Source organism: Jiella flava (assembly GCF_017349315.1).
Taxonomy (GTDB): domain Bacteria; phylum Pseudomonadota; class Alphaproteobacteria; order Rhizobiales; family Rhizobiaceae; genus Jiella; species Jiella flava.
The window spans coordinates 53,890-77,780 of sequence record NZ_JAFMPP010000013.1 but is presented as its reverse complement, the minus strand read 5'-3'; the positions used below and the strand labels follow the sequence as shown (position 1 = coordinate 77,780).

At 62.8% G+C, this 23,891-nt stretch carries 22 protein-coding genes; 21 read left to right on the top strand and 1 reads right to left on the bottom strand.

What is annotated here, in order from left to right; translation table 11 throughout:
- Positions 1-125: 125 nt before the first annotated feature.
- The 17 genes from nuoE (at position 126) to J1C48_RS14420 (ending at position 18,423) form a co-directional block, all read left to right on the top strand.
- Complete coding sequence (gene nuoE, locus J1C48_RS14500) at positions 126-1,424, top strand: NADH-quinone oxidoreductase subunit NuoE (RefSeq protein ID WP_207258716.1); 1,299 nt, start codon at positions 126-128, stop codon at positions 1,422-1,424.
- Positions 1,424-2,728 (top strand): NADH-quinone oxidoreductase subunit NuoF, encoded by a 1,305-nt coding sequence (gene nuoF / locus J1C48_RS14495; RefSeq protein ID WP_207258715.1) that lies wholly within the window; start codon positions 1,424-1,426, stop codon positions 2,726-2,728. Before nuoE ends, nuoF begins: the two co-directional genes overlap by 1 nt.
- A 4-nt stretch (positions 2,729-2,732) precedes the next feature.
- Complete coding sequence (locus J1C48_RS14490; protein WP_207258714.1) at positions 2,733-3,047, top strand: pentapeptide repeat-containing protein; 315 nt, start codon at positions 2,733-2,735, stop codon at positions 3,045-3,047.
- The gene (nuoG, locus tag J1C48_RS14485; protein ID WP_207258713.1) at positions 3,047-5,122 is read left to right on the top strand and encodes an NADH-quinone oxidoreductase subunit NuoG; all 2,076 of its coding nucleotides are present in this window, start codon (positions 3,047-3,049) and stop codon (positions 5,120-5,122) included. The genes J1C48_RS14490 and nuoG overlap by 1 nt, the downstream gene beginning before the upstream one ends.
- A gap of 12 nt (positions 5,123-5,134) precedes the next feature.
- The gene (nuoH, locus tag J1C48_RS14480; protein WP_207258712.1) at positions 5,135-6,190 is read left to right on the top strand and encodes an NADH-quinone oxidoreductase subunit NuoH; all 1,056 of its coding nucleotides are present in this window, start codon (positions 5,135-5,137) and stop codon (positions 6,188-6,190) included.
- Positions 6,187-6,396: a hypothetical protein gene (locus tag J1C48_RS14475; RefSeq protein WP_207258711.1), complete on the top strand. Its 210-nt coding sequence runs from the start codon at positions 6,187-6,189 to the stop codon at positions 6,394-6,396. Before nuoH ends, J1C48_RS14475 begins: the two co-directional genes overlap by 4 nt.
- A 26-nt stretch (positions 6,397-6,422) precedes the next feature.
- Positions 6,423-6,914, top strand: coding sequence for an NADH-quinone oxidoreductase subunit NuoI (nuoI, locus tag J1C48_RS14470; protein ID WP_207258710.1), 492 nt, complete (start codon positions 6,423-6,425; stop codon positions 6,912-6,914).
- 200 nt (positions 6,915-7,114) lie between these two features.
- The gene (locus tag J1C48_RS14465; RefSeq protein WP_207258709.1) at positions 7,115-7,732 is read left to right on the top strand and encodes an NADH-quinone oxidoreductase subunit J; all 618 of its coding nucleotides are present in this window, start codon (positions 7,115-7,117) and stop codon (positions 7,730-7,732) included.
- Positions 7,733-7,752: 20 nt separating this feature from the next.
- Complete coding sequence (gene nuoK, locus J1C48_RS14460; protein ID WP_134760481.1) at positions 7,753-8,061, top strand: NADH-quinone oxidoreductase subunit NuoK; 309 nt, start codon at positions 7,753-7,755, stop codon at positions 8,059-8,061.
- Between the two features lie 5 nt (positions 8,062-8,066).
- Positions 8,067-10,079 carry an NADH-quinone oxidoreductase subunit L gene (gene nuoL, locus J1C48_RS14455; RefSeq protein WP_207258708.1) on the top strand — a complete coding sequence of 671 codons (2,013 nt, stop codon included), beginning with the start codon at positions 8,067-8,069 and terminating at the stop codon, positions 10,077-10,079.
- The gene (locus J1C48_RS14450; RefSeq protein ID WP_207258707.1) at positions 10,079-11,602 is read left to right on the top strand and encodes an NADH-quinone oxidoreductase subunit M; all 1,524 of its coding nucleotides are present in this window, start codon (positions 10,079-10,081) and stop codon (positions 11,600-11,602) included. The genes nuoL and J1C48_RS14450 overlap by 1 nt, the downstream gene beginning before the upstream one ends.
- 113 nt (positions 11,603-11,715) lie before the next feature.
- Positions 11,716-13,158: an NADH-quinone oxidoreductase subunit NuoN gene (nuoN, locus tag J1C48_RS14445; RefSeq protein ID WP_207258705.1), complete on the top strand. Its 1,443-nt coding sequence runs from the start codon at positions 11,716-11,718 to the stop codon at positions 13,156-13,158.
- Between the two features lie 2 nt (positions 13,159-13,160).
- Positions 13,161-13,994, top strand: coding sequence for a biotin--[acetyl-CoA-carboxylase] ligase (locus tag J1C48_RS14440; RefSeq protein ID WP_207258703.1), 834 nt, complete (start codon positions 13,161-13,163; stop codon positions 13,992-13,994).
- Between the two features lie 11 nt (positions 13,995-14,005).
- The gene (locus J1C48_RS14435) at positions 14,006-15,679 is read left to right on the top strand and encodes a ribonuclease J (protein ID WP_207258701.1); all 1,674 of its coding nucleotides are present in this window, start codon (positions 14,006-14,008) and stop codon (positions 15,677-15,679) included.
- Positions 15,680-15,885: 206 nt separating this feature from the next.
- Complete coding sequence (gene mce, locus J1C48_RS14430) at positions 15,886-16,290, top strand: methylmalonyl-CoA epimerase (RefSeq protein ID WP_207258699.1); 405 nt, start codon at positions 15,886-15,888, stop codon at positions 16,288-16,290.
- 344 nt (positions 16,291-16,634) lie between these two features.
- Positions 16,635-16,901: a DUF1467 family protein gene (locus J1C48_RS14425; RefSeq protein WP_207258697.1), complete on the top strand. Its 267-nt coding sequence runs from the start codon at positions 16,635-16,637 to the stop codon at positions 16,899-16,901.
- A 712-nt stretch (positions 16,902-17,613) separates the two neighbouring features.
- Positions 17,614-18,423, top strand: coding sequence for a TetR family transcriptional regulator (locus J1C48_RS14420; protein WP_207258695.1), 810 nt, complete (start codon positions 17,614-17,616; stop codon positions 18,421-18,423).
- A gap of 382 nt (positions 18,424-18,805) precedes the next feature.
- Here the strand turns inward: J1C48_RS14420 and J1C48_RS14415 are convergent, their stop codons facing one another.
- Complete coding sequence (locus J1C48_RS14415) at positions 18,806-19,567, bottom strand: IclR family transcriptional regulator domain-containing protein (RefSeq protein WP_207258694.1); 762 nt, start codon at positions 19,565-19,567, stop codon at positions 18,806-18,808.
- Positions 19,568-19,636: 69 nt separating this feature from the next.
- Between J1C48_RS14415 and J1C48_RS14410 the strand changes: the two genes are divergently transcribed.
- The 4 genes from J1C48_RS14410 to J1C48_RS14395 all read left to right on the top strand — a co-directional run bounded on the left by J1C48_RS14410 (position 19,637) and on the right by J1C48_RS14395 (position 23,868).
- A complete protein-coding gene (locus J1C48_RS14410) occupies positions 19,637-20,419 on the top strand; it encodes a 3-oxoacid CoA-transferase subunit A (RefSeq protein ID WP_425523508.1) in 783 nt (260 codons plus the stop codon).
- Complete coding sequence (locus tag J1C48_RS14405) at positions 20,416-21,102, top strand: 3-oxoacid CoA-transferase subunit B (RefSeq protein ID WP_207258691.1); 687 nt, start codon at positions 20,416-20,418, stop codon at positions 21,100-21,102. Before J1C48_RS14410 ends, J1C48_RS14405 begins: the two co-directional genes overlap by 4 nt.
- A complete protein-coding gene (gene pcaF / locus J1C48_RS14400; RefSeq protein WP_207258690.1) occupies positions 21,102-22,304 on the top strand; it encodes a 3-oxoadipyl-CoA thiolase in 1,203 nt (400 codons plus the stop codon). Before J1C48_RS14405 ends, pcaF begins: the two co-directional genes overlap by 1 nt.
- A 199-nt stretch (positions 22,305-22,503) precedes the next feature.
- Positions 22,504-23,868 carry a nucleotide sugar dehydrogenase gene (locus J1C48_RS14395; RefSeq protein ID WP_207258689.1) on the top strand — a complete coding sequence of 455 codons (1,365 nt, stop codon included), beginning with the start codon at positions 22,504-22,506 and terminating at the stop codon, positions 23,866-23,868.
- The last annotated feature ends 23 nt before the right edge of the window (positions 23,869-23,891 follow it).

The following is a 23,891-nucleotide window of genomic DNA, read 5'->3' as shown; positions in this document are numbered from 1 at the left end:
CCGGCCGCTTTCTTTGGGAAAGTGGACAATTCAAAACTTCGGGCTGTGGTCACTAGCCTTTTGCCCGTCATGTGATAGAACGCGCCGCAACATCGATTATTGAACCGCTCTAAGATAGAGGTCCAATGTCTGTCAGACGTCTCGCGGAAGAGGCCGCTCAACCAGCTGGCTTTGCGTTTACCGAAAAGAACGCCGCTTGGGCTGAAGCGACGATCAAGAAATATCCGGACGGTCGCCAACAGTCTGCCGTGATTCCGCTGCTGATGCGGGCGCAGGACCAGGACGGTTGGGTGACCAAGGCGGCAATCGAACATGTCGCCGCGATGCTCGACATGCCGCTGATCCGGGTGCTCGAAGTCGCAACGTTCTACACGCAGTTCCAGCTCAATCCGGTCGGCACCAAGGCGCATGTCCAGGTCTGCGGCACCACGCCCTGCATGCTGCGGGGCGCCGAGGATCTGAAGGCGATCTGCCGCAAGAAGATCCACGCCGAGCCGTTCCATCGCAATGAGGCAGGCACCTTGTCGTGGGAAGAGGTGGAGTGCCTCGGCGCTTGCGTCAACGCCCCGATGGTGATGGTGTTTCAGGATACCTACGAGGATCTGACGCCCGAGCGGCTGGAAGAAATCATCGATCTGTTTGATGCTGGCCGCGGCGACGAGGTCCAGCCCGGCCCGCAGAATGGTCGGCATCTGTCGGCCCCGCTGGGCGGCCTGACCTCGCTGAACGGCGACTATGATGACCTGATCGAGCCGAACGGCTATCATGCCGCCAACGGTGCCGGCGCCAAGAGGAGCGCTGGGGGCTCGGCCGCGACGCCGCCTTCCGAGGCGGGCCGTCCGAACACGGAGTCCGAAGAAACCGATCCGACGATGTCGGCACCGGGCGCCGCGTCCGCTGCCAAGGTCGATCCGAAAACTGAACACCGCCAGAGCGACGCGCTCGCAGCCGAAGGTCATGCTGCCGGCGCCGGCCGCGAGGGCGGTGCACGCCAAGGTGCGACGGATGTTGATGATCCGAAGCGTCCGACCCAGCCGGCGGGTACCGGACCTGCGATCATGGAGGGCGAACGCACGCGGACGACCGACACCAAGGCCGGTCCGACGCAGGACGATCATTTCGACAGCAAGGCCGAGGGCGCCAAGACGGACAGCCGGCCGGGCGAAAAGCCGGCGGGTCTGCTCTCTCAGCCGCAGGGCGACAAGGACGATCTGAAGAAGATCCGCGGCGTCGGCCCCGTCGCCGAGGGGAAGCTGAATGAGCTCGGCGTCTACCACTTCTCGCAGATCGCGGCGTGGCGCGAGGTCGAGCTCGTCTGGGTCGACGATTATCTCGAATTCCGGGGCCGCGCGGTGCGCGAAGGCTGGATCGGGCAGGCGAAGGATCTTCAAGGGTCGGCGCAGAACGGTGACGGAGAGGCGTGATGCTTCAGGACAAGGATCGGATCTTCACCAACATCTACGGCCTGCGCGACAAGAGCCTCAAGGCGGCGCTGAAGCGTGGCCATTTTGACGGCACGGCCGATATCATCGGCAAGGGCCGCGACTGGATCATCAACGAGATGAAGGCCTCTGGGCTGCGCGGCCGTGGCGGCGCGGGCTTCCCGACCGGCCTGAAGTGGTCCTTCATGCCGAAGGAGGTCGGTGAGCGACCACATTATCTTGTCATCAATGCCGACGAGTCGGAGCCCGGCACCTGCAAAGACCGCGAGATCATGCGGAACGACCCGTTCACGCTGATCGAAGGCTGTGTGATCGCCGGTTTCGCGATGGGCGCCCATACTTGCTACATCTATGTCCGCGGCGAATATGTCCGCGAGCGCCAAGCGCTGCAGCTGGCGATCGACGAGTGCTACGAACAGGGCTATCTCGGCCGCGACAACAAATGCGGCTGGGACTACGACATCGTCGTCCATCACGGCGCCGGCGCTTATATCTGTGGCGAGGAAACGGCGCTTCTGGAAAGCCTTGAGGGCAAGAAGGGCCAGCCCCGTCTGAAGCCGCCGTTTCCGGCCAATGTCGGCCTCTATGGCTGCCCGACGACGGTCAACAACGTCGAGTCGATCGCCGTTGCGCCGACCATCCTGCGCCGTGGCGGCAGCTGGTTCGCCGGCATCGGCCGCCAGAACAACACCGGAACCAAGCTGTTCTGCATTTCCGGCCATGTCGAGCGTCCGTGCACGGTCGAAGAGGCGATGGGCATCTCCTTCCGCGAGCTGATCGAGAAGCATTGCGGCGGCATTCGCGGCGGCTGGGACAATCTGCTCGCAGTGATCCCCGGCGGTTCCTCCGTGCCGCTTGTGCCGGGCGCCGACATCATCGACACGCCGATGGACTTCGACGGTCTACGCGATATCAGGACCTCGCTCGGCACCGCCGCGGTGATCGTCATGGACAAGTCGACCGACATCGTGAAGGCGATCGCCCGGATCTCGTATTTCTACAAGCACGAGAGCTGCGGCCAGTGCACGCCATGCCGCGAGGGCACCGGCTGGATGTGGCGGGTGATGGAGCGCATGGCGACCGGCCACGCCCAGAAGCGCGAGATCGACATGCTCCTCGACGTCACCAAGCAGGTCGAGGGTCACACGATTTGCGCGCTTGGCGACGCGGCGGCCTGGCCGATCCAGGGTCTCGTCCGGCACTTCCGTGCCGAGATCGAGCGGCGCATCGATGAGTATTCGCACAATGCGCACGACGTGAAGCCGGTCCTGGAAGCGGCGGAGTAAAAGGATGGCAAACGTTCACGACAAGACGGAGGGACTGGATGTGCGCAATGCATCTTGCGCCGGATCGTCTTTTGAAGACGTCGACCTTTCGAAATCGACGTTCAGCAATGTGAACCTGTCAGCCGCGGACTACTCCAAAGTGAATTCGAGCAACGTACGGATCGAGGACGCAGACCTTTCCAACACGTTTCTCACGAATGTGAACTTGAACAACATGACGATCGAAAACGCCCTGATTTCCGGGATGACGATCAACGGCGTGAAGATCGAAGATGCCGTTAGGGTATACGAGGCTTCGCGGCGGTCGGGGGTCGAATAATGGCGAAATTGAAAGTCGACGGCAAAGAGATCGAGGTTCCGGACCACTATACGCTGCTGCAGGCGGCGGAAGAGGCGGGCGCCGAGATCCCGCGCTTCTGCTTCCATGAGCGGCTGTCGATCGCCGGCAACTGCCGCATGTGCCTCGTCGAGGTGAAGGGCGGCCCGCCCAAGCCTGCCGCGTCCTGCGCCATGGGCGTGCGCGATCTGCGCCCCGGCCCGAACGGCGAGTTGCCGGAAATGTTCACCAACACCCCGATGGTGAAGAAGGCCCGCGAGGGCGTGATGGAGTTCCTGCTCATCAACCATCCGCTCGACTGCCCGATCTGCGATCAGGGCGGCGAGTGCGATCTGCAGGATCAGGCGATGGCCTATGGCGTCGATTCCTCGCGCTACAAGGAAAACAAGCGCGCGGTCGAAGACAAGTATATCGGCCCGCTCGTGAAGACGATCATGACGCGCTGTATCCACTGCACGCGCTGCGTCCGCTTCACCACCGAGGTCGCCGGGATTTCGGAACTCGGCCTCGTCGGTCGCGGCGAGGATGCCGAGATCACCACCTTCCTCGAGCAGGCGATGACCTCCGAGTTGCAGGGCAACGTCATCGATCTGTGCCCGGTCGGCGCGCTGACCTCGCGGCCCTACGCCTTCCAGGCGCGGCCTTGGGAGCTGTCGAAGACCGAGTCGATCGACGTGATGGACGCCGTCGGTTCGGCGATCCGGGTCGATACCCGCGGCCGCGAGGTGCTGCGCATCCTGCCGCGCGTGAACGAGGCCGTGAACGAGGAGTGGATCTCCGACAAGACCCGCTTCATCTGGGACGGCCTGCGCACCCAGCGTCTCGACAAGCCCTATGTCCGCCGCGACGGCCGCCTGCAACCGGCAAGCTGGCAAGAGGCTTTCGCCGCGATCAAGGAAAAGCTCGCCGGAACCGCGCCGGAGAAGATCGGCGCCGTGGCGGGCGATCTTGCCGCGGTCGAAGAGATGTGGGCGTTGAAGGGGCTGATCGGTTTGCTCGGCTCGACCTCGCTCGATTGCCGTCAGGACAACGTCAAGCTCGATCCGACCGCCGGACGCGCCAGCTACCTGTTCAACACCACGATCGCCGGCATCGAAGACGCCGACGCGCTCCTGATCATCGGCGCCAATCCGCGCTTTGAGGCGGCGGTGCTCAATGCCCGCATCCGCAAGCGTTGGCGCATGGGCGGCTTTCCGGTCGGCGTGATCGGCGAAAATGTCGATCTGCGCTACGACTATACCTATCTCGGCGCTGGCACCGAGACCCTCAGCGACGTCGCCAAGGCAAGCAAGGGCTTCTTCGATGCCTTGAAGAAGGCCGAGCGGCCGATGATCATCGTCGGGTCCGGCGCGGTTTCGGGCGACAACGGTGCGGCGGTTCTCGCGTCGGCGGCCGCGCTCGCCAGCGAGATTGGGGCCGTCACCGAGGGCTGGAACGGCTTCAACGTTCTCCACACCGCGGCATCGCGCGTCGGTGGCCTCGATATCGGCTTCGTGCCGGGCAAGGGCGGCTTGAGCTTCGCCGACATGACGTCGGGCAGTGTCGAGTTGCTGTTCAATCTCGGCGCCGACGAGGTCGACATCGCGCCAGGCGCCTTCGTCGTCTATGTCGGCACCCATGGCGATCGCGGCGCCCATCGCGCCGACGTGATCCTGCCGGGTGCGGCCTACACCGAGAAGGACGGCACTTTCGTCAATCTCGAGGGCCGGGCGCAGGTCGCGTCTCGCGCAGCTTTTCCTCCAGGGGACGCCCGTGAGGACTGGGCGATCATCCGGGCGCTTTCGGCGGTGCTTGGTAAGACCTTGCCCTTCGATTCGCTTGCCGCGCTACGGCGTGATCTCTACCAGTCGCACCCGCAAATGCGGTCCGACCGCGTTGAGGCGGCAGCGATCGACGATGTCTTGCGGCTGGCCGACAAGGCGGGGTCCCTCGACCATGCGCATCTTGGCTCCAAGCTTGGTGATTTCTACCTGACGAACCCCATCGCGCGGGCGTCGAAGGTGATGGCCGAGTGCTCGCGTCTCGCCAGCGGCGAGACACTCCAAGCAGCGGAATAAGGACCGGCAACCGTGACGGACTTCTTTTCAACCTATGTCTTGCCCGGTCTGATCATCCTCGGGCAGAGCGTCCTCTTCCTGGTCGTTCTGCTCGTCCTGATCGCCTATATCCTGCTTGCCGACCGCAAGATCTGGGCTGCCGTCCAGATGCGGCGCGGCCCGAATGTGGTGGGTCCGTTCGGTCTTTTCCAGTCCTTTGCCGATCTCTTGAAGTTCATCATCAAGGAGCCGACGATCCCGGCGAGTTCGGACAAGTTCGTCTTTCTCCTGGCACCGCTCATTGCCGTGACCTTGGCGCTCGCAACCTTCGCGGTCGTGCCGGTGGCCGACGGCTGGGTGATCGCCAATATCAATATCGGCATCCTCTACGTCTTCGCCATCTCTTCGCTCGAAGTCTACGGGGTGATCATGGGCGGTTGGGCGTCGAACTCGAAATACGCCTTCCTCGGGGCGCTGCGCTCGGCGGCGCAGATGGTGTCCTACGAAGTCTCGATCGGCTTCGTCATCGTCACCGTCCTGCTCTGCGTCGGATCGCTGAACCTCAGCGACATCGTCGTCGCCCAGGAGAACGGTCTCGGCACCATGCTCGGCCTGCCGAATACCTTCCTCGACTGGCACTGGCTCAGCCTGTTCCCGATGTTCATCGTGTTTTTCATCTCGGCGCTGGCCGAGACGAACCGTCCGCCTTTCGATCTGCCGGAAGCGGAATCGGAGCTCGTTGCCGGCTTCATGGTCGAATATGGCTCGACCCCGTATATGATGTTCATGCTCGGCGAGTACGCGGCCATCACCCTGATGTGCTGCCTGACCACCATCCTGTTCCTGGGGGGCTGGCTGCCGCCGTTCAATTTCGCACCCTTCACCTGGGTGCCGGGCATCATCTGGTTCCTGGCCAAGGTGGCGCTGGTGTTCTTTATGTTCGCGATGGTCAAAGCCTTCGTGCCCCGCTACCGCTACGACCAGCTTATGCGCCTCGGCTGGAAGGTCTTCCTACCGCTGTCGCTGGCGATGGTGGTGATCGTCGCCTTCGTCCTGCAGCTCACCGGTTGGGGTGCTTTGGCCACATGATTGATCCGAGCATCCTCGGCGCTCTGGTCGGTCTTGCTCTTGGCGTGGTCGACTTCGTCGTCATCGGTTTCGTGATCGAGCGGATGATGAAAGAGCAGCCGACGGAACGCCTTGGCGCCAGGATGGCGCTGAACGTTGCTCGGATCTCGCAATTGATTTTGTTTCCGGTGATGGGCTGGTTCGTCGGCCAGACCATCGCCTCTTGAAGTCGAGAAGGGGGAGGGCGAAGCCCATGTCCCAGATTGCCCAGACCGTTCGCTCGCTGTTCCTGATCGAGTTCGTCAAGGCGTTTGTCCTGTCGATGCGGTATTTCTTCGCGCCGAAGGCGACGTTGAACTACCCCTACGAAAAAGGCCCGGTGTCGCCACGCTTTCGCGGCGAACATGCGCTGCGCCGTTATCCCAACGGCCAGGAGCGCTGCATTGCCTGCAAGCTGTGCGAGGCGATCTGCCCGGCTCAGGCGATAACCATCGAAGCCGGCCCGCGCCGCAACGACGGCACCCGCCGCACGGTCCGTTACGATATCGACATGGTGAAGTGCATTTACTGCGGTTTCTGCCAGGAGGCCTGCCCGGTCGACGCGATCGTCGAGGGGCCGAACTTCGAATTCGCGACCGAGACCCGCGAGGAACTCTATTACGACAAGCAGAAGCTGCTTGAGAACGGCGATCGCTGGGAGCGGGAAATCGCCCGCAACATTGCGCTCGACGCACCGTATCGCTAATCGGGCCGGGCCGGCGCTTACGTTATCGCGGCGCCGACTTGCTTGTCCGCCAGGAGGGGATGGCTGCAGCTGCGGCTTTTGCTTCTGGCATGATGAAATCAGATGGTTAGAGCGGACATTTGATTTCTTCTAAAATGTCGCTCTAAGGACGGAACGACGCGGCCCCTTGCTGCGGATCGGAACATGAGGGGAGCCCGAGAATGCTCGGCCTTCAGGCATTCTTTTTCTATATCTTTGCGTTCATCGCGGTTGGTGCTGCGATGATGGTCGTGCTCGCTCGAAACCCCGTTCATTCGGTGTTGTTCCTGATCCTGACCTTCGTCGCAGCGGCGGGCCTGTTCCTGCTCGCAGGGGCCGAGTTCCTGGCGCTCATCCTGATCGTGGTTTATGTCGGCGCGGTGGCGATCCTCTTCCTCTTCGTCGTGATGATGCTCGATCTCGACTTCGGGCGGATGAAGCAGGGGGCGATGAAATACGCGCCCTTCGGCCTGATCATCGGCCTCGTCCTTCTTGCCGAACTGGTCATCGCCGGCACCGGCAGCGCCTATCATCCGGCACTGGCGACCGCGACGGCGATGCCGACGCCGCCGCTGACCGAGATGTCGAACATCCAGGCGCTCGGCCATGTTCTTTATACCCGCTACATTTTCTTCTTCCAGCTCGCCGGGCTGATCCTGTTCGTTGCGATGGTCGGTGCAATCGTGCTGACGCTGCGCCACAAGCAGGGCTTGAAGCGCCAGTCGATCCCTGCCCAGGTCGCACGGACTCCCGCAACCGCCATCGAGATCCGCAAGGTCGAAAGCGGCCGGGGCATCTGAGGCGAAAGGAACCGAATACAATGGAAATCGGTCTCGGCCATTACCTGACAGTTGCGGCGATCCTCTTCGTGACGGGCGTTTTCGGCATCTTCATGAACCGCAAGAACATCATCACCATCCTGATGTCGGTGGAACTGATCCTGCTCGCGGTGAACATCAACATGGTGGCGTTCTCGGCGTTCCTCGGCGATCTGGTCGGCCAGGTCTTTGCGCTCTTCATTCTGACGGTCGCTGCGGCCGAAGCTGCGATCGGCCTCGCCATTCTCGTCGTCTTCTTCCGCAATCGCGGCTCGATCGCCGTCGACGACGTCAACACGATGAAAGGCTGATCGCGGTGTACACGATCATCGTCCTCCTGCCGCTTGCAGGTTTCCTGATCGCCGGTCTCTTCGGCAAGCAGCTCGGCGCCAAGGCCTGCGAATACACGCTCTGCAGCTTCATGGTGGTGGCTGCGGTCCTGTCCTGGATCGCCTTCATCTCCTTCGGCTTCGGCGAGGGGGAGACGCTGCGTGTTCCGCTGCTCCAATGGATACAGTCGGGCGGGCTGGACGTGTCCTGGTCGCTGCGGATCGATCGCCTGACGCTGGTCATGCTGGTCGTCGTCAACACGGTGTCGACCTTGGTGCACATCTATTCGATCGGCTACATGCACCACGATCCGCACCGGCCGCGCTTCTTTGCCTATCTGTCGCTTTTCACCTTCGCCATGCTGATGCTGGTGACGTCGAACAATCTGGTGCAGATGTTCTTCGGCTGGGAAGGCGTCGGTCTCGCCTCCTACCTCTTGATCGGCTTCTGGTACCAGAAGCCAAGCGCCAATGCCGCGGCGATGAAGGCCTTCATCGTCAACCGCGTCGGCGACTTCGGCTTTGCCCTGGGCATCTTCGGCATTTTCGTGCTGTTCGGCTCGGTCAATTTCGACACCATCTTCGCCGGCGCGGCCGATGTCGCCGCGACGCTCGGCGGTGGCGCGGCGCACTCCGCGGCCGAGGCGGGGGCGCAGGCGGCCCATGGTGCCGGCGATATCGTTATGACCTTTGCCGGTTACGCGCTCACCATGGGCGGCGCGGTCACCGTGGTCTGTCTGCTGCTCTTCATGGGCGCCATGGGCAAGTCGGCGCAGCTCGGCCTGCACACCTGGTTGCCGGACGCGATGGAAGGCCCGACCCCGGTCTCGGCCCTCATCCACGCCGCGACGATGGTGACCGCCGGCGTCTTCATGCTGGCGCGCATGTCGCCGGTGTTCGAATTGAGTTCCACAGCGCTGACCTTCGTCACCTTCATCGGCGCGACGACGGCGTTCTTCGCCGCGACCGTTGGCCTCGTCCAGAACGACATCAAGCGCGTCATCGCCTATTCGACCTGTTCGCAGCTCGGCTACATGTTCACCGCGCTCGGCGTCGGTGCCTACGGTCCGGCGATCTTCCACCTGTTCACCCACGCCTTCTTCAAGGCGCTTCTGTTCCTCGGCGCCGGCTCGGTGATCCACGCCGTCTCCGACGAGCAGGACATGCGGCGCATGGGCGGCCTCAGGAAGCACATCCCGATCACTTACTGGATGATGGTGATCGGCTCGCTGGCGCTGACCGGCTTTCCGTTCACGGCAGGCTACTACTCGAAGGACGCGATCATCGAGGCGGCCTATGCCGGCCATAATTCCTTCGCCCTCTATGGCTGGGGAATGACGGTGATCGCCGCGGCGCTGACCAGCTTCTATTCCTGGCGCTTGTTGTTCATGACCTTCCACGGCAAGCCGCGCGCCGCCGCCGACGTGATGCATCACGTTCACGAGTCGCCGGCGGTGATGCTGGTGCCGCTGTTCGTGCTCGCCGCCGGTGCGCTGTTTGCCGGTATCGTCTTCGAGCACGCCTTCATCGGTGAGGGCTACGAGCACTTCTGGCATGCCGCGCTCTACACCGGCACGAACAATCATGTCCTCCACGACATGCACGCGATCCCGTTCTTGGTCTCGTTCCTGCCGACGTTGATGATGGTGGGCGGCTTTCTCGTCGCCTATGTCATGTACATCTCGCGGCCGAGCCTGCCGAAAGATCTGGCGACGCGCAATCGCGGCTTGTATCTGTTCCTGCTCAACAAGTGGTACTTCGATGAGCTGTATGACTTCCTGTTCGTGCAGCCGGCCAAGCGCATCGGCCGAACTCTTTGGAAGACGGGTGACGGCAAGATCATCGACGGCCTCGGGCCGGATGGTGTTTCCGCCCGCGTCCTCGACGTCACCGGCCGCGTGGTGCGGCTGCAGAGCGGCTATCTCTATCACTATGCATTCGCGATGCTGATCGGCGTGGCCGCATTGGTTACCTGGGGCATGCTCGGGGGAGCGAACTGATGACCGACTGGCCGATCCTTTCGACCGTCACCTTCCTGCCGCTGGTTGGCGCGCTCCTCATCCTTTTCATCAAGGACGACAACGAGCTTGCCCGGCGCAACGTGCGCAACGTCGCGCTGTTGACGACGGTGTTCACCTTCATCGTTTCGCTCTGGATCTGGATCGATTTCGATCCGTCTAATCCAGGATTCCAGATGGTCGAGAAGGTCCGCTGGCTCGGCGATGACGGCATCACCTATCACATGGGGGTCGACGGCATCTCGATGCTGTTCGTGATCCTCACGACCTTCCTGATGCCGATCTGCATCCTGGCGAGCTTCGAGTCCGTCAAGACGCGGGTGAAGGACTATATGATCGCCTTCCTCGTGCTGGAAACGCTGGTCATCGGTGTCTTCTGCTCGCTGGATCTCGTCCTCTTCTACATTTTCTTCGAGGGCGGCCTCATTCCGATGTTCCTGATCATCGGCGTGTGGGGCGGCAAGCGCCGCATCTATGCGAGCTACAAGTTCTTCCTCTACACCTTCCTTGGCTCGGTGCTGATGCTGATCGCCATGATGGCGATGTATTGGAACGCCGGCACGACCTCGATCCCGGAGCTCCTGCAGCATCCGTTCCCGGCTGAAATGCAGACTTGGTTGTGGCTTGCCTTCTTCGCCTCCTTCGCGGTGAAGATGCCGATGTGGCCGGTGCATACCTGGCTGCCGGACGCCCACGTCGAGGCGCCGACCGCCGGCTCCGTGATCCTTGCCGGTATCCTGTTGAAGCTCGGCGGCTACGGCTTCCTGCGGTTCTCGCTGCCGATGTTCCCGATTGCTTCGGCGGATTTCGCGCCCTTCGTGTTCACGCTGTCGGTGGTGGCGATCATCTACACCTCGCTGGTCGCGCTGATGCAGGAGGATATCAAAAAGCTGATCGCCTATTCGTCGGTCGCCCATATGGGCTTCGTGACAATGGGCATCTTCGCCGCCAATCAGCAGGGCGTCGAGGGTGCGATCTTCCAGATGCTCTCGCACGGCTTGGTCTCGGGTGCGCTGTTCCTCTGCGTCGGCGTGGTCTATGACCGCATGCATACCCGTGAGATCGCGGCCTATGGCGGCCTTGTAAATCGGATGCCGCATTACGCGGTGGTGATGCTGATCTTCACCATGGCGAATGTCGGCCTGCCGGGCACCAGTGGGTTTGTCGGCGAATTTTTGACCATGCTGGCGGTGTACAAGGTCAACACCTGGGTGGCGATCTTTGCCGCGACCGGTGTCATCCTGTCAGCCGCTTACGCCCTATGGCTCTATCGCCGGGTGATCTTCGGTGCGCTGGAGAAAGAGAGCCTGCGCTCGATCCTCGACCTGTCGGGGCGGGAGAAGCTGCTGCTCTATCCGCTGGTGGTCCTGGTCATCTTCTTCGGCGTCTATCCGATGCCGGTCTTTCATGTGACCGCGGCGTCGGTCGAGCACCTCGTCACCAGCTATACGGCGGCTCTTGAAGCCAACGGGGCGCATACGGTGGCCGCGGCGCTCGCCCAATGATCCCGTTGCGGGGCGGCTTGATCTGCCCCGCGCACAGATGTTTGCTCTCCAGGCATCCCGGTCCGTCGCTTGCGGGACCGGATGCACAATTATAGTTCCGAGGCCCACAGCCCATGATGCCCGATATGCTCGCTAGCAGCCTTTCGATCGTCGCGCCCGAACTGATCCTTTCCGTCGGGGCGATGTTCCTGTTGATGTTTGGCGTTTTCATGGGCGAGAAAAGCTCGCAGACGGTGACGGGCCTCTCGGTCGCGGTGATCATCATCGCGGCGCTCTGGTTGATCCTGATTACGCCGCTCGGCACGGCCTTCGGCGGCTCCTTCGTCCTCGATCCCTTTGCCCGCTTCATGAAGATCCTGGTCCTCGTCGGCTCGGCGGCGGCGGTGATCATGTCGGTGGGCTTTGCCGAGAGCGAGCGCTTCAACCGCTTCGAGTTCCCGGTCCTGGTGCTCCTGTCGACCACGGGCATGATGGTGATGGTGTCGGCCGCCGATATGATCGCGCTTTATCTCGGCCTCGAACTGATGTCGCTGGCGATCTACGTGCTCGCCGCGATCAACCGGGATTCGGTGCGCTCGACGGAAGCCGGCCTCAAATATTTCGTGCTCGGCGCGCTGTCCTCGGGCATGCTGCTCTATGGCGCGTCGATGGTTTACGGCTTCACCGGACAGATCGAATTCACCGAGATCGCCCGCGTCGTCTCGTCGGGAGGCCACTCGCTCGGCCTGATGGTCGGTATCGTCTTCGTCCTCGCCGGCCTGGCTTTCAAAATCTCCGCCGTGCCATTCCATATGTGGACTCCGGACGTTTATGAGGGCGCGCCGACGCCGATCACCGCCTTCCTCGCCGGCGCCCCGAAGATCGCGGCGATGGCGCTGATCACCCGCTTTACCGTGCAGAGCTTCGGTTCGCTGGTCGGCGACTGGCAGCAGGTCATCGTCTTCATCTCGATCGCCTCGATGCTGCTTGGCGCCTTCGCCGCGATCGGCCAGCGCAACATCAAACGCCTCATGGCATATTCCTCGATCGCCCATATGGGCTATGCGCTGGTCGGCCTCGCTGCGGCCAATGTCGAGGGCGTGCGCGGCGTGCTGCTGTATATGGCGATCTATCTGGTGATGACCCTCGGCACCTTCGCCGTCATCCTGGCGATGCGCCGCCGCGAGGGCATGGTCGAGGAGATCGACGATCTCGCCGGTCTGTCGCAGACCAATCCAGTGATGGCGCTGTTCCTAACGATCATGATGCTGTCGCTCGCCGGACTGCCGCCGCTCGTCGGCTTCATCGGCAAGTACTTCGTCTTCATGGCCGCGGTGCATGCCGGGCTGTGGCCGCTTGCCATCATCGGCGTGCTCGCCAGCGTCGTCGGCCTGTTTTACTATCTGCGCGTCGTCAAGACGATGTGGTTCGAAGCGCCGGCCGAGGCTTTCGTGCCGATGGCGATCGAGTTGCGCGCGGTGCTGTGGGTCACCGGCCTCGTCGTTTTCCCGATCTACATCTTCATCGGCAGCCCGATCTTCGCGGCGGCTGAGGCCGCGGCGAAAACATTCTTTTGACGGTGGCTGCGGGATTCAACCTTTCACCCACCGCGATTGCGGCCGGTTTTCGGCTTGAGACCTTTGCTGAGATCGGCTCGACCAATGCGCTCGCTCTGCAGCGGGCGGCGGCCGGTGAAGCGGATAAGCTGTGGCTGGTGACCGATCATCAGACCGGTGGGCGAGGGCGGCGTGGCCGGCCCTGGGTCGGACAAAAAGGCAATCTCGCGGCGACCCTGCTCATCCGGCCGACGGTTGAGATCAATGCGGCCGCCGCTCTCGGTTTTGTGGCAGCGCTGGCGCTGCGCGACGCGCTTGACGTTGTGCTGCCGCGTGACCGGGTGGCGATCGCCCCGGACGGCGGCGATCTGGCCAATGGTGGCCGATTCACGCTGAAATGGCCGAACGACGTTCTGGCCAATGGCGCGAAGCTCTCCGGAATCCTGTTGGAGACCAGTGGCGTCGGAACGTCCGATGTGGCGGTGGCGATCGGGATCGGCGTCAATGTCGTTGACCATCCGTCGGGTACGCCCTATCCAGCGACCGACCTGAAGGAAATCGGTAGTCCGTGTTCGGCGGGCGAATTGTTCTTTGCGCTCAGCGATGCGTTTGTCGACAATCTGAGGCTCTGGCGGGACGGCCGTGACCTCAGCGCGGTGCGCGACAAGTGGCTTCGCTCCGCGGCCGGAATCGGTTCGCAGGTGGCTGTCGATCTTGGCGGCCGGATCGTGCGCGGTGTGTTTGAAACGATCGATGCCGACTGCCATCTTGTGGTGCGAGAACCCGATGGTCGTGCGATCCGCATCGCGGCGGGTGATGTGCATTTCGGTGCCGTCGCGTCGGTACGAGACCAATAGTCAGAGGCTTGATGAACAACGATAACAAGAGCGAGCTGGTGTTTTGCCCGCTCGGCGGTGTCGGCGAGATCGGCATGAATTTCGCCCTCTATGGCTTCGGCCGCGAGGCAGAACGGGAGTGGATCGTCGTTGATTGCGGTGTGTCCTTTGCCGGGCCGGAGATGCCGGGCGTCGACCTCGTGCTGCCGGATATCCGCTTCATTGAAGAGCAGCGGCTGAAGCTCAAGGGCATCGTCATCACCCACGCGCATGAGGATCATTTCGGCGCGCTGCTCGACCTGTGGCCGCGGCTGAAAGCGCCGGTCCACGCCACCGCTTTCACCGCCGGCCTGTTGGCCGCCAAACGTGAGGGCGAGCCCGGCTCGCCCGATATTCCGGTGACGGTGTTCAAGGCCGGCGACCGCTTCAGGCTCGGCGCGTTCGAGATCGAGGCGGTCAACGTCACCCATTCGATCCCGGAGCCGGTGGCGCTGGCGATCCGCACGCCGGCGGGCACGGTGCTGCACACCGGCGACTGGAAGATCGACGCGACGCCGGTACTCGGCGCACCGACCGACGAAACCAGATTGCGTGCGATCGGCGACGAGGGTGTCCTCGCCATGATCGCCGATTCCACCAATGCCATGCGCGATGGCGTCAGCCCCAGCGAGCGCGAGGTGTCGGCCTCGCTCGCCAAGATCATCGCCGAAGCCCCCGGCCGAGTGGCGGTCACCACCTTTTCGTCGAATGTCGGGCGGATCCGCGCCGTCGCTGAGGCGGCCCGCGACGCCGACCGGCAGGTGCTTCTGATGGGACGTTCGATGCGCCGCGTCGTCGACGTCTCGGATGAACTCGGCTATCTGGAGGGCCTGCCGCCATTCTTGTCCGAACAGGATTTCGGCTACGTCCCGCGGGAAAAGGCCGTGATCATCCTGACCGGGAGCCAGGGCGAGCCGCGCGCCGCGCTGGCGCGGCTGTCGCGGGACGACCATCCGGCGGTCAGCCTGTCGAAGGGCGATATGGTGATTTTTTCGTCGCGTTCGATCCCGGGCAACGAAAAGGGTATCATCGAGATCAAGAACGCGCTGATCGATCGCGGCATCACCGTGCTCGAGGATGGCGAAAAGCTTGTCCACGTCTCCGGCCATCCGCGCCGCAGCGAGATGAAGCAGATGTATGCATGGGTTCGCCCGCAGATCGCGGTGCCAGCCCATGGCGAGGCGGCGCATCTCGTCGCCCATGCGGCGCTTGCGGAGGAGGCCGGCGTCTCGACGGTCGTTCCGGCCCGCAACGGCAAGGTGGTGCGGCTTGCGCCGGGACCGGCGACGATCATCGACGAGGTTCCGGTCGGCCGTCTCTACAAGGACGGCAAGCTGATCGGCACGCCCGAAGAGACCGGCATCATCGAACGTCGGCGGCTGTCCTTCGTCGGCCACATCGCCGTTCATGTCGAACTCAACGGTAAGCTCGCCTTGCGCGACGATCCGGAGGTCGTCAGCCTCGGCCTGCCGCAGGAGGACGAAGAGGGCGACGACATGGAGGACATCCTGATCGACGCCGCGGCCGACGCCGTCGAAAGCATTCCGCCGAAGCGGCGTAAGGATATCGAGACGGTGCGCGAGGCGGTTCGCCGGGCGGTGCGTTTTGCCGCGGCCGATGCCTGGGGCAAGAAGCCGATTGTGACCGTCTTCGTGTCGATGCCTTAGAGTGCCCTGCGTTCGATCGGACGCAGAACAAATGCTCAAACTCTTTGAATCGACGCATCGTACTTTGCCGAAAATCGATTCCGATTTTCGGGCCGATGCTGGCGCCGGCCGCAGGTTGGTGTGCGGGTCACCAGCGCGCGGACGAGTTGGGTGGCGCGGCGCTGGCGGGCACGTCATGAAACGCGCGACCAGGAGAGGTTATGCCGATGCTCTTGCGCTTGAACCATGTCGCCCTGGCGGTGCCGGATCTGATGGCCGCCAGCGCCACCTATCGCGCGACCCTTGGCGCCACGGTCTCTGAGCCACGGGCCCTCGGCGAGCACGGTGTGACCGTGGTGTTCGTTGAGCTGAACAACACCAAGATCGAGCTGCTGGAGCCACTCGGCGACGCGTCGCCGATCGCCGCCTTCCTCGCCAAGAATCCGAAGGGCGGCATGCACCACCTGTGCTACGATGTGGCCGACATCCGCGCCGCGCGCGATCATCTTGTCGCGGCCGGTGCCAGGGTTCTCGGCAACGGCGAACCGAAGATCGGCGCTCACGGCAAGCCGGTGCTGTTCTTGCATCCGGGCGACGTTCACGGCACGCTAACGGAACTCGAGGAAGTCTAGAGCGGAATGCGATAAACTGGAATCGCCATTCCACTCTAAGCCATTGTTTTGTCGCATGATGTGACCCGAAAAGTCATGCAACTTTTCGGCACCATGCCCTAGCGCATCGGCGCGAAATATCGGGAACGATTTTCGGGCTGATGCTGTCGAGCAAGGCTGGTTTCGGCTCGGCAGGCGGATCAGCGGCGATCGAGACGTGACCCGCTTCTGCGACCGGCGCGATGCTCACGGTTCGAGGACGCTGCCGCGCCAGTCGCGGCGCGCCCCATTTTGCGCGCCGGAGCGAATGAGAGCGGAGCCAAGGCGGCCGGGAGTGTGGCCGCCCGCCCGCAAGGGAGGAACGGATGGGGTTGGTTTCGGGTATCGCGATCTATTTCATCACCTGGTGGACGACGCTGTTCGTCGTCCTTCCTTTCGGCCAACGATCTCAGGCTGAGGCCGGAGAGCGGGCGCTCGGCACCACCGAGAGCGCGCCGGTCGAAGCCCGGATGTGGCGCAAGATCGGCATCACCACGATCCTGGCGACCATCGTCTTTGCCCTTTTTTATCTGGTGACTCAGGTCTGGGGCATTGGCCCGGACAACTTCCCGCACATGATTCCGGGCACCTGAACCATCGGCCAAACGATCCGCTTTGATGATTGCCGCAGCCCCTTGCAGGCAAGAGCGATGGTCTGGGCAAAACTGTCTTACGACTGTCGTAAAAGCCGAATACTGGCTGCTGCGAAGGGTGACGGGGAAAAGAGTCGCGATCGATTTATCGGGAGCACCGCCCAAAAAAAATGCAGAGCTCGCGCTCCGCATTTTAATTCGCGCGCCTGGATTTCACACCGGCTATGCCGGGGCTGCGGGTTAAGCCGCGCCGGAAATCACGTCCTCCCAAGACTAGACCGCTAAATTTTGCGCCGATTTTGACGCGTCTTTATGCGACCGGACGTTAGCGGCTGTCGGGTGTGTTGTCACGTAAAATTTTTTTCCGAGATCTCGTTATATCGATCAGTGAAAGAGACGAAAGCAGGACGCCGCAGATTTGGGCGGTATGGTCTCGATGTGATGCTTTAAATGCCGTAACGCAACGCTACGTTATTTCCGGCGGTGTCGGTTTCTGTCGGTACGGCGGCACCATCCCGACGCCGGCCCGGCGACTGGCCGATTGGCTGCAGGCCGGTTCAGCGAGGTGCGTTTGCTCTTGAGTGCGGCTGTCCGACAGCTTCGGCCCGGAAGTCGGAATAGATTTTCGGCAAAGCACGATGCTTCGATTCAAAGGGTCAGAGCGACCGTTCTGCGTCCGATCGGACGCAGGGCGCTCTCGGAACTTGGGTCGGTGCAATCCGCCCTCGTCGATCTTTGGTCGTTTGAGGGATGGATGACAGGATGCTGGCAAAAGGCGATCGCCACAAATTGTTCCAGCTGTGATGACGGTGTTTTCGTCACCTTGGGTCTTGTCGGTTCCCGCACAGGCGCGCATGTGAGCAGCATGACACCGCCACGCAAGACCTCAGCGATCTCTCGCCCGAATAGAAACTGTAAGCGTAATATCATTATCACCGCTGCTCTCCAGGCGATGATTGATGATGGCCTTTATCGTGCGACGACGCGGAAGATTGCCGAATACTCCGGTGTCAATCTGGCGACGTTGCATTACCATTTCAGCAATAAGGAAGAGATTTTCTTTTGCGCAATGGAGACGCTTATCGCGCAATATCGAGAAAATCTAGAAAGCCGGTTTGAGGTGCCGCAGACGCTGCACGATCGGATCAGTGATCTGGTGCTGTTCATTTGGGGCGCGATCGAGGCACGGTCCGAAGAGCAATTGGCGCTGCAGGAAATGACCCTGTATCTGCTGCGCCACGCCGAAGCGAACAAGCTCGCGCTCGATAAGGATCGGGAATTCCTCAGTCTCTATGTCGACATGCTTGCTACGGCGAGTGACGCGCCGGATCGCGGCGATCCGAAGCTCGTGACGCTCGCCAATCTACTCTACACTGGTCTTGTAGGTCTGATCAATCAATGGCTTGCGACTCGCGATCGGGGGCAGATGACGGAAACGCTCGATGCCCTCATCGCGTCCGTCCAGCATGTCGCCGCGCAGCCTGTCGCCGCTTCCCGCGCGGTCGGCGCCTGCGATTGCTGAGCGGATCAAGCCGCAGGCTTGGCGCAAGCTTGGTGGCCAATAAGGTCGTTTTAAAACAATTTTCTATCCGCCTTCGTTAAAACTCAGCATGAAGGTTGTTGCCGTGTCTGGGCGTGATCGGAGCGCCGGCACCAGCCTGTGCTCGCCGCTATCGCAGGCCAAGTTGTGCTGACGCTGCGGCGATCGGTGGCGGCCGTGGGTGAGGCTGTTCGATGTGGAGCCCAGATGCGTCCTCGCCCGCAATCGGGCGGCATCGCCACGGTGCTTCGACCGGAATGCCGCTGAACCGGTGGAGCTGTCGGCGGGCAGAACCTAAAGGGGCCTTGCTGCGCGGGTGATTACAATTCGTCGAAAAATGTTTTGCAAGAATAGATTATCGCCGTCAGTTGAGAATGCGCTTTAACGCGTCCTGAACCTTCAAAAGCGCTGGAAGATAATCGCGGGCAAGGTCGGCGGCTTCGGCATGGACGGCTGCGACGCCGGTATTGAGCGCAGCCACCGTGCGGCCACGCGCATCGATCACCGGCACGGCGATCGAGCGCAAGCCGACTTCCACCTCCTGGTCGATGATCGCATGGCCATCGCGCCTGGCGGCGGCGATTGCGGCTATGATTTCATCGGGGGCCGTCAGGGCTCGAGGCGTGCGCGGCGTGAGATCGGCGCGTTCGACCAAGGCACGCGCCTCGGCCTCGGGTAGGGCCGCGAGCAACACCCGGCCGAGCGACGTGCAATGCGCCGGCAGCCGCGAGCCCGGCATCAAGCCGACCGTCATCACCCGCTTCTGCGCCGCTCGGGCGACATAGACCACGTCGGTCTCGTCGAGGATTGCCACCGAGGTCGATTGACCGATGCGCTCGGATAGTTGGTCAAGCCATGGCTGGACGATTTGCGGCAAGGGCAGGGTGGCGAGCGCCCCCATGCCAAGGCGCAGGACGCGCGGCGTCAGCGAGAAGAATTTGCCGTCGTAATCGGCATAGCCGAGGCTGTGCAGTGTCAGGAGGCAGCGCCGGGCCGTCGCGCGGTCAAGACCGGTGGCGGCGGCGACCTCGACCACGGCGAGCCGCGGGCGCTCGGCGCGAAATGCTTCGATGACCGCCAGCCCTTTGGCGAGCGAGGCGACAAAATCCGTGGGTTTGTTCAACATGCAAACGAGTTTGTGCGAATTGCGAACAAAACTCAATATGCGCACATGCTGCGTGGCGTCGATGGTCTGATCGGCGTATGGGCGGAGGCGACGGAAGATCCGCATTCGATCGCAGCGGGTCGCTGGCGATGGAGGTCCGAGGCTGTGAACAAGCAATGCGCGTCGGTAGCGAAGGCCGTCGCCGATATTCCTAGTGGTGCGACCGTGATGATCGGTGGCTTCGGTGGCTCCGGCGCGCCGATCGAGCTGATTCACGCTCTGATCGACGCCGGCCCAACGAATTTGACGGTGATCAACAACAATGCGGGCAACGGTCACGTGGGTCTGGCGGCGATGATCGAGGCCAAGATGGTGGCCAAGCTGATCTGCTCTTTTCCGAAGAGCAAGGATCCGAGGGCATTTACCGAGCGCTATCTCGATGGTCGGATCGCGCTGGAGCTGGTGCCGCAGGGAACGCTCGCCGAACGTATCCGGGCCGGCGGCGCGGGAATTCCCGCCTTCTATACGCCGACCGCTTATGGAACCGAGCTTGCTGAGGGCAAAGCCGTCGCCGAATTTGACGGCAAACCCTATGTCCAGGAGCGCTGGCTGAAGGCCGATTACGCGCTGGTCAAGGCCGAGCGCGGCGACCCTTACGGTAACCTCACTTTCCGGCTTGCCGCCCGCAACTTCAACCCGCTGATGTGCATGGCGGCCCGCACGACGATCGTTCAGGTTAGCCAGCTGGTCCCCGCCGGCGATATCGATCCGGAAATCGTTGTGACGCCGGGCATCTTCGTCGACCGCCTGGTCGAGGTCACCGATCCGGCCCAGGAAGAGCTGTTGAACGAGGCGGAGGCCCGCTACCCATGAGCATCTCGGACACGCTCAATCAGGAGCAGATCGCCTGGCGGGCCGCCCAGGACATTGCGGACGGCGCCTATGTCAATCTTGGCATCGGCTTTCCCGAAAAGGTGGCGCAATACACCGTCGAGGGACGCGAGCCGATCTTCCACACCGAGAACGGCGTGCTCGGCTTCGGCCGCGCGCCGGCGAGGGGTGAGGAAGACTGGGATCTGATCAATGCCGGCAAAAAGGCGATCACCTTGAAACCGGGCGCGGCCTTCTTCGATCACGCGACGAGCTTTGCGATGATCCGCGGCGGCCATCTCGATGTTGCGATCCTCGGCGCGCTGCAGGTCGCGGCCAATGGCGATCTCGCCAATTGGCGGGTTGGCGACAAGGGTGTGCCGGCCGTCGGCGGAGCGATGGACCTCGTCAATGGCGCCAAGCGTGTCGCGGTCTTGACCGATCATGTCACGCGCGACGGCCAGCCCAAGCTTGTCTCGAAATGCAGCTTCCCGCTGACCGGCGTTGCCTGTGTCACGCGGATCTACACCTCGCTCGCGGTCATCGACGTCGATCGCGATCAGGGCCGTTTCGTGCTGCGCGAAAAGCTGCCGACGCTGTCGATGGAGGCTCTGCAAGCTGTCACGGGCGCGCCGCTCTTCACCGAGGGTGATGTTGCCGATTTGATCGTTCCGGAGCTTTCATAATGGGTGACGCCTATCTCTGCGATTATGTCCGGACGCCCATCGGCCGTTACGGTGGCGTTCTGTCTGCGGTCCGGGCAGACGATCTCGGCGCCGTGCCGATCCGCGCTCTGATGGCGCGGCATGATCTCGACTGGTCGGCCGTCGACGAGGTGTTTTACGGCTGCGCCAATCAGGCCGGCGAAGACAACCGCAACGTCGCGCGCATGTCCGCTCTGCTTGCTGGCTTGCCGGAGACCGTGCCGGGGACGACGATCAATCGTCTCTGCGGCTCCGGCCTGGACGCGGTCGTCACCGCGGCACGGGCGATCCGGGCGGGCGAAATCGATCTGGCGATCGCCGGCGGCGTCGAATCGATGTCGCGGGCACCCTTCGTGATGGGCAAAGCGGCCGCCGCATTCAGCCGCTCTGCCGAAATGTTCGATACGACCATCGGCTGGCGTTTCGTCAATCCGCTGATGAAGAAGCAATATGGCGTCGATTCGATGCCGGAGACCGGCGAGAATGTCGCCGAGGATTTTTCCATCAGCCGCAAGGATCAGGACGCGTTCGCTCTGCGCTCGCAACAGCGGGTGGCGGCGGCGATGGCATCCGGTCGCCTCGCCAAGGAGATCGTCCCGGTTGGGATCCCGCAGCGCAAAGGCGATCCCGTCGTCGTCGACACCGACGAGCATCCCCGTCCCGAGACCACGCTGGAGGCGCTGGCCAAACTGAAGACGCCATTTCGCGAGGGCGGCACGGTGACGGCGGGCAATGCCAGCGGTGTCAATGACGGTGCGGCGGCGTTGATCGTTGCGTCGCAAGCGGCGGTGACGGCGCATGGCCTGACGCCGATCGCCCGGGTGATGGGGGGCGCGACCGCCGGAGTGCCGCCGCGGATCATGGGCTTTGGCCCGGCTCCGGCCTCGAAAAAACTGATGCAGCGGCTCGGCCTCAGCGTCGACGACTTTGCCGTGATCGAGTTGAACGAGGCCTTTGCGAGCCAGGGGCTTGCGACGTTGCGCGATCTTGGCATCGCCGACGACGATCCGCGCGTCAATCCGAACGGCGGCGCGATCGCCCTTGGCCATCCGCTCGGCATGTCGGGTGCGCGCATAACGGGAACCGCGGCGTTGCAATTGGCCCTCGATGGCGGCGAGCGGGCGCTCGCAACCATGTGCATCGGCGTCGGGCAGGGGATTGCCATCGCGTTGGAGCGGACCTAGCGCATCGGTCGTCCGACAGGACGCACAAGGGCGCCCGATCGGATGGAACTCAGCATCGGGCTTTGCCAGGGATCGGTTCCAATGTTCGGCCGATGCTGTCGAGGATGTTTTGCATGGCGCGGCCTCTTGCTCAACGAGGCGGTCCGGGCGAGAGAGGCTGTCATGACAAGATGAACGCACTTTCGAAAAAGGCGCGCCCATGCAGATCGAGGACACCCTCGGATTCGACGCGATCGCCGCCCGGTTCGTCGAGCAGACCGCGAAGCGCGAAACGGTGGTCGGGATCATCGGGCTCGGCTATGTCGGGCTGCCGCTGCTTTTGGCTTTTCACCGCAGCGGCTTTCACACCTTCGGTTTCGACATCGACCCGGTGAAGATCGAGAAACTCGAGGCCGGACGATCCTATATCCACCATATCGGCGCCGATGCGGTGGCGTCGCTCGTTGCCTCCGGGCGCTCGCGGCTGACCACGGATTACTCGCTTTTGTCCGAGGTCGATGCGATCGTCATCTGCGTCCCGACGCCGCTGACGCGCTACCGCGATCCCGACATGAGCTTCGTTCAAGCGACCGCTGAAGCGATCGCGCCGCATCTCAAGCGCGGCCAACTGGTCACGCTCGAATCGACCACCTATCCGATGACCAGCGAGGATCTCCTCGCGACCATTCTGGAGCGGGGCTCAGGCCTGACCGCCGGGCAGGATTTCGCCATCGCCTATTCGCCCGAGCGCGAAGATCCCGGCAATCCCGATTTCGACGTCGCGGCGATCCCGAAGGTCGTCGGAGCCGATGTGGCGGGGGCGGGCGACATGGCCGAAGCGCTCTATAGCGGTGTTGCCAAACGCGTCGTGCGGGTGCCGTCGATGCGCACGGCCGAGGCGGTGAAACTGACCGAAAACGTCTTTCGCGCGGTCAATATTGCGCTTGTCAACGAGTTGAAGGTGATCTTCGAGCGCATGGGCATCGACGTTTTCGAAGTGATCGACGCGGCGAAGACCAAGCCGTTCGGCTTCATGCCGTTTTATCCGGGGCCCGGGATCGGCGGCCACTGCATCCCGGTCGATCCGTTCTATCTCACCTGGAAGGCAAGAGAGTTCGGCATCCACACGCGTTTCATCGAGCTGGCCGGCGAAATCAATTCCGCCATGCCGCAGTGGGTGGTCGCGCGGCTCGCCGAGGCGCTGTCGGACCGGCGGGGCAAACCGATCCGCGGCGCCCGGGTGTTGGTCGTCGGGCTCGCCTACAAGCGCAATGTCGACGATGTGCGCGAGAGTCCGTCTCTCGTGCTGATCGAGATGCTGCAGGAGCGCGGTGCGGTGGTCGACTATTTCGATCCGTTTGTGCCGACGATGCCGATGACCCGCAAACATGGCGAACTCGTCGGTCGCGACTCGATCACTTGGGATGCCGACACGCTGGCAGGGTTCGACGCGGCGCTGATAGCCACCGACCATGACGATATCGATATCGAGATGTTGGTGCGCCACGTGCCGCTCGTGGTCGACAGCCGGGGCGCAACGCGGCGCCTGCCAGCGGAGCTGCAGGCCCGGGTGGTGCGGGCCTGAAGGCGACCGGGATCTGATCGGAT

What these genes read in the sequence shown, in the direction of transcription:
- nuoE (WP_207258716.1), top strand. Translation starts at nt 126, where the DNA reads ATGTCTGTCAGACGTCTCGCGGAAGAGGCCGCTCAACCAGCTGGCTTT.
- nuoF (WP_207258715.1), top strand. Translation starts at nt 1,424, where the DNA reads ATGCTTCAGGACAAGGATCGGATCTTCACCAACATCTACGGCCTGCGC.
- J1C48_RS14490 (WP_207258714.1), top strand. Translation starts at nt 2,733, where the DNA reads ATGGCAAACGTTCACGACAAGACGGAGGGACTGGATGTGCGCAATGCA.
- nuoG (WP_207258713.1), top strand. Translation starts at nt 3,047, where the DNA reads ATGGCGAAATTGAAAGTCGACGGCAAAGAGATCGAGGTTCCGGACCAC.
- J1C48_RS14475 (WP_207258711.1), top strand. Translation starts at nt 6,187, where the DNA reads ATGATTGATCCGAGCATCCTCGGCGCTCTGGTCGGTCTTGCTCTTGGC.
- nuoI (WP_207258710.1), top strand. Translation starts at nt 6,423, where the DNA reads ATGTCCCAGATTGCCCAGACCGTTCGCTCGCTGTTCCTGATCGAGTTC.
- J1C48_RS14465 (WP_207258709.1), top strand. Translation starts at nt 7,115, where the DNA reads ATGCTCGGCCTTCAGGCATTCTTTTTCTATATCTTTGCGTTCATCGCG.
- nuoK (WP_134760481.1), top strand. Translation starts at nt 7,753, where the DNA reads ATGGAAATCGGTCTCGGCCATTACCTGACAGTTGCGGCGATCCTCTTC.
- J1C48_RS14450 (WP_207258707.1), top strand. Translation starts at nt 10,079, where the DNA reads ATGACCGACTGGCCGATCCTTTCGACCGTCACCTTCCTGCCGCTGGTT.
- nuoN (WP_207258705.1), top strand. Translation starts at nt 11,716, where the DNA reads ATGATGCCCGATATGCTCGCTAGCAGCCTTTCGATCGTCGCGCCCGAA.
- J1C48_RS14435 (WP_207258701.1), top strand. Translation starts at nt 14,006, where the DNA reads ATGAACAACGATAACAAGAGCGAGCTGGTGTTTTGCCCGCTCGGCGGT.
- mce (WP_207258699.1), top strand. Translation starts at nt 15,886, where the DNA reads ATGCTCTTGCGCTTGAACCATGTCGCCCTGGCGGTGCCGGATCTGATG.
- J1C48_RS14425 (WP_207258697.1), top strand. Translation starts at nt 16,635, where the DNA reads ATGGGGTTGGTTTCGGGTATCGCGATCTATTTCATCACCTGGTGGACG.
- J1C48_RS14415 (WP_207258694.1), bottom strand. Translation starts at nt 19,567, where the DNA reads ATGTTGAACAAACCCACGGATTTTGTCGCCTCGCTCGCCAAAGGGCTG.
- J1C48_RS14405 (WP_207258691.1), top strand. Translation starts at nt 20,416, where the DNA reads ATGAGCATCTCGGACACGCTCAATCAGGAGCAGATCGCCTGGCGGGCC.
- pcaF (WP_207258690.1), top strand. Translation starts at nt 21,102, where the DNA reads ATGGGTGACGCCTATCTCTGCGATTATGTCCGGACGCCCATCGGCCGT.
- J1C48_RS14395 (WP_207258689.1), top strand. Translation starts at nt 22,504, where the DNA reads ATGCAGATCGAGGACACCCTCGGATTCGACGCGATCGCCGCCCGGTTC.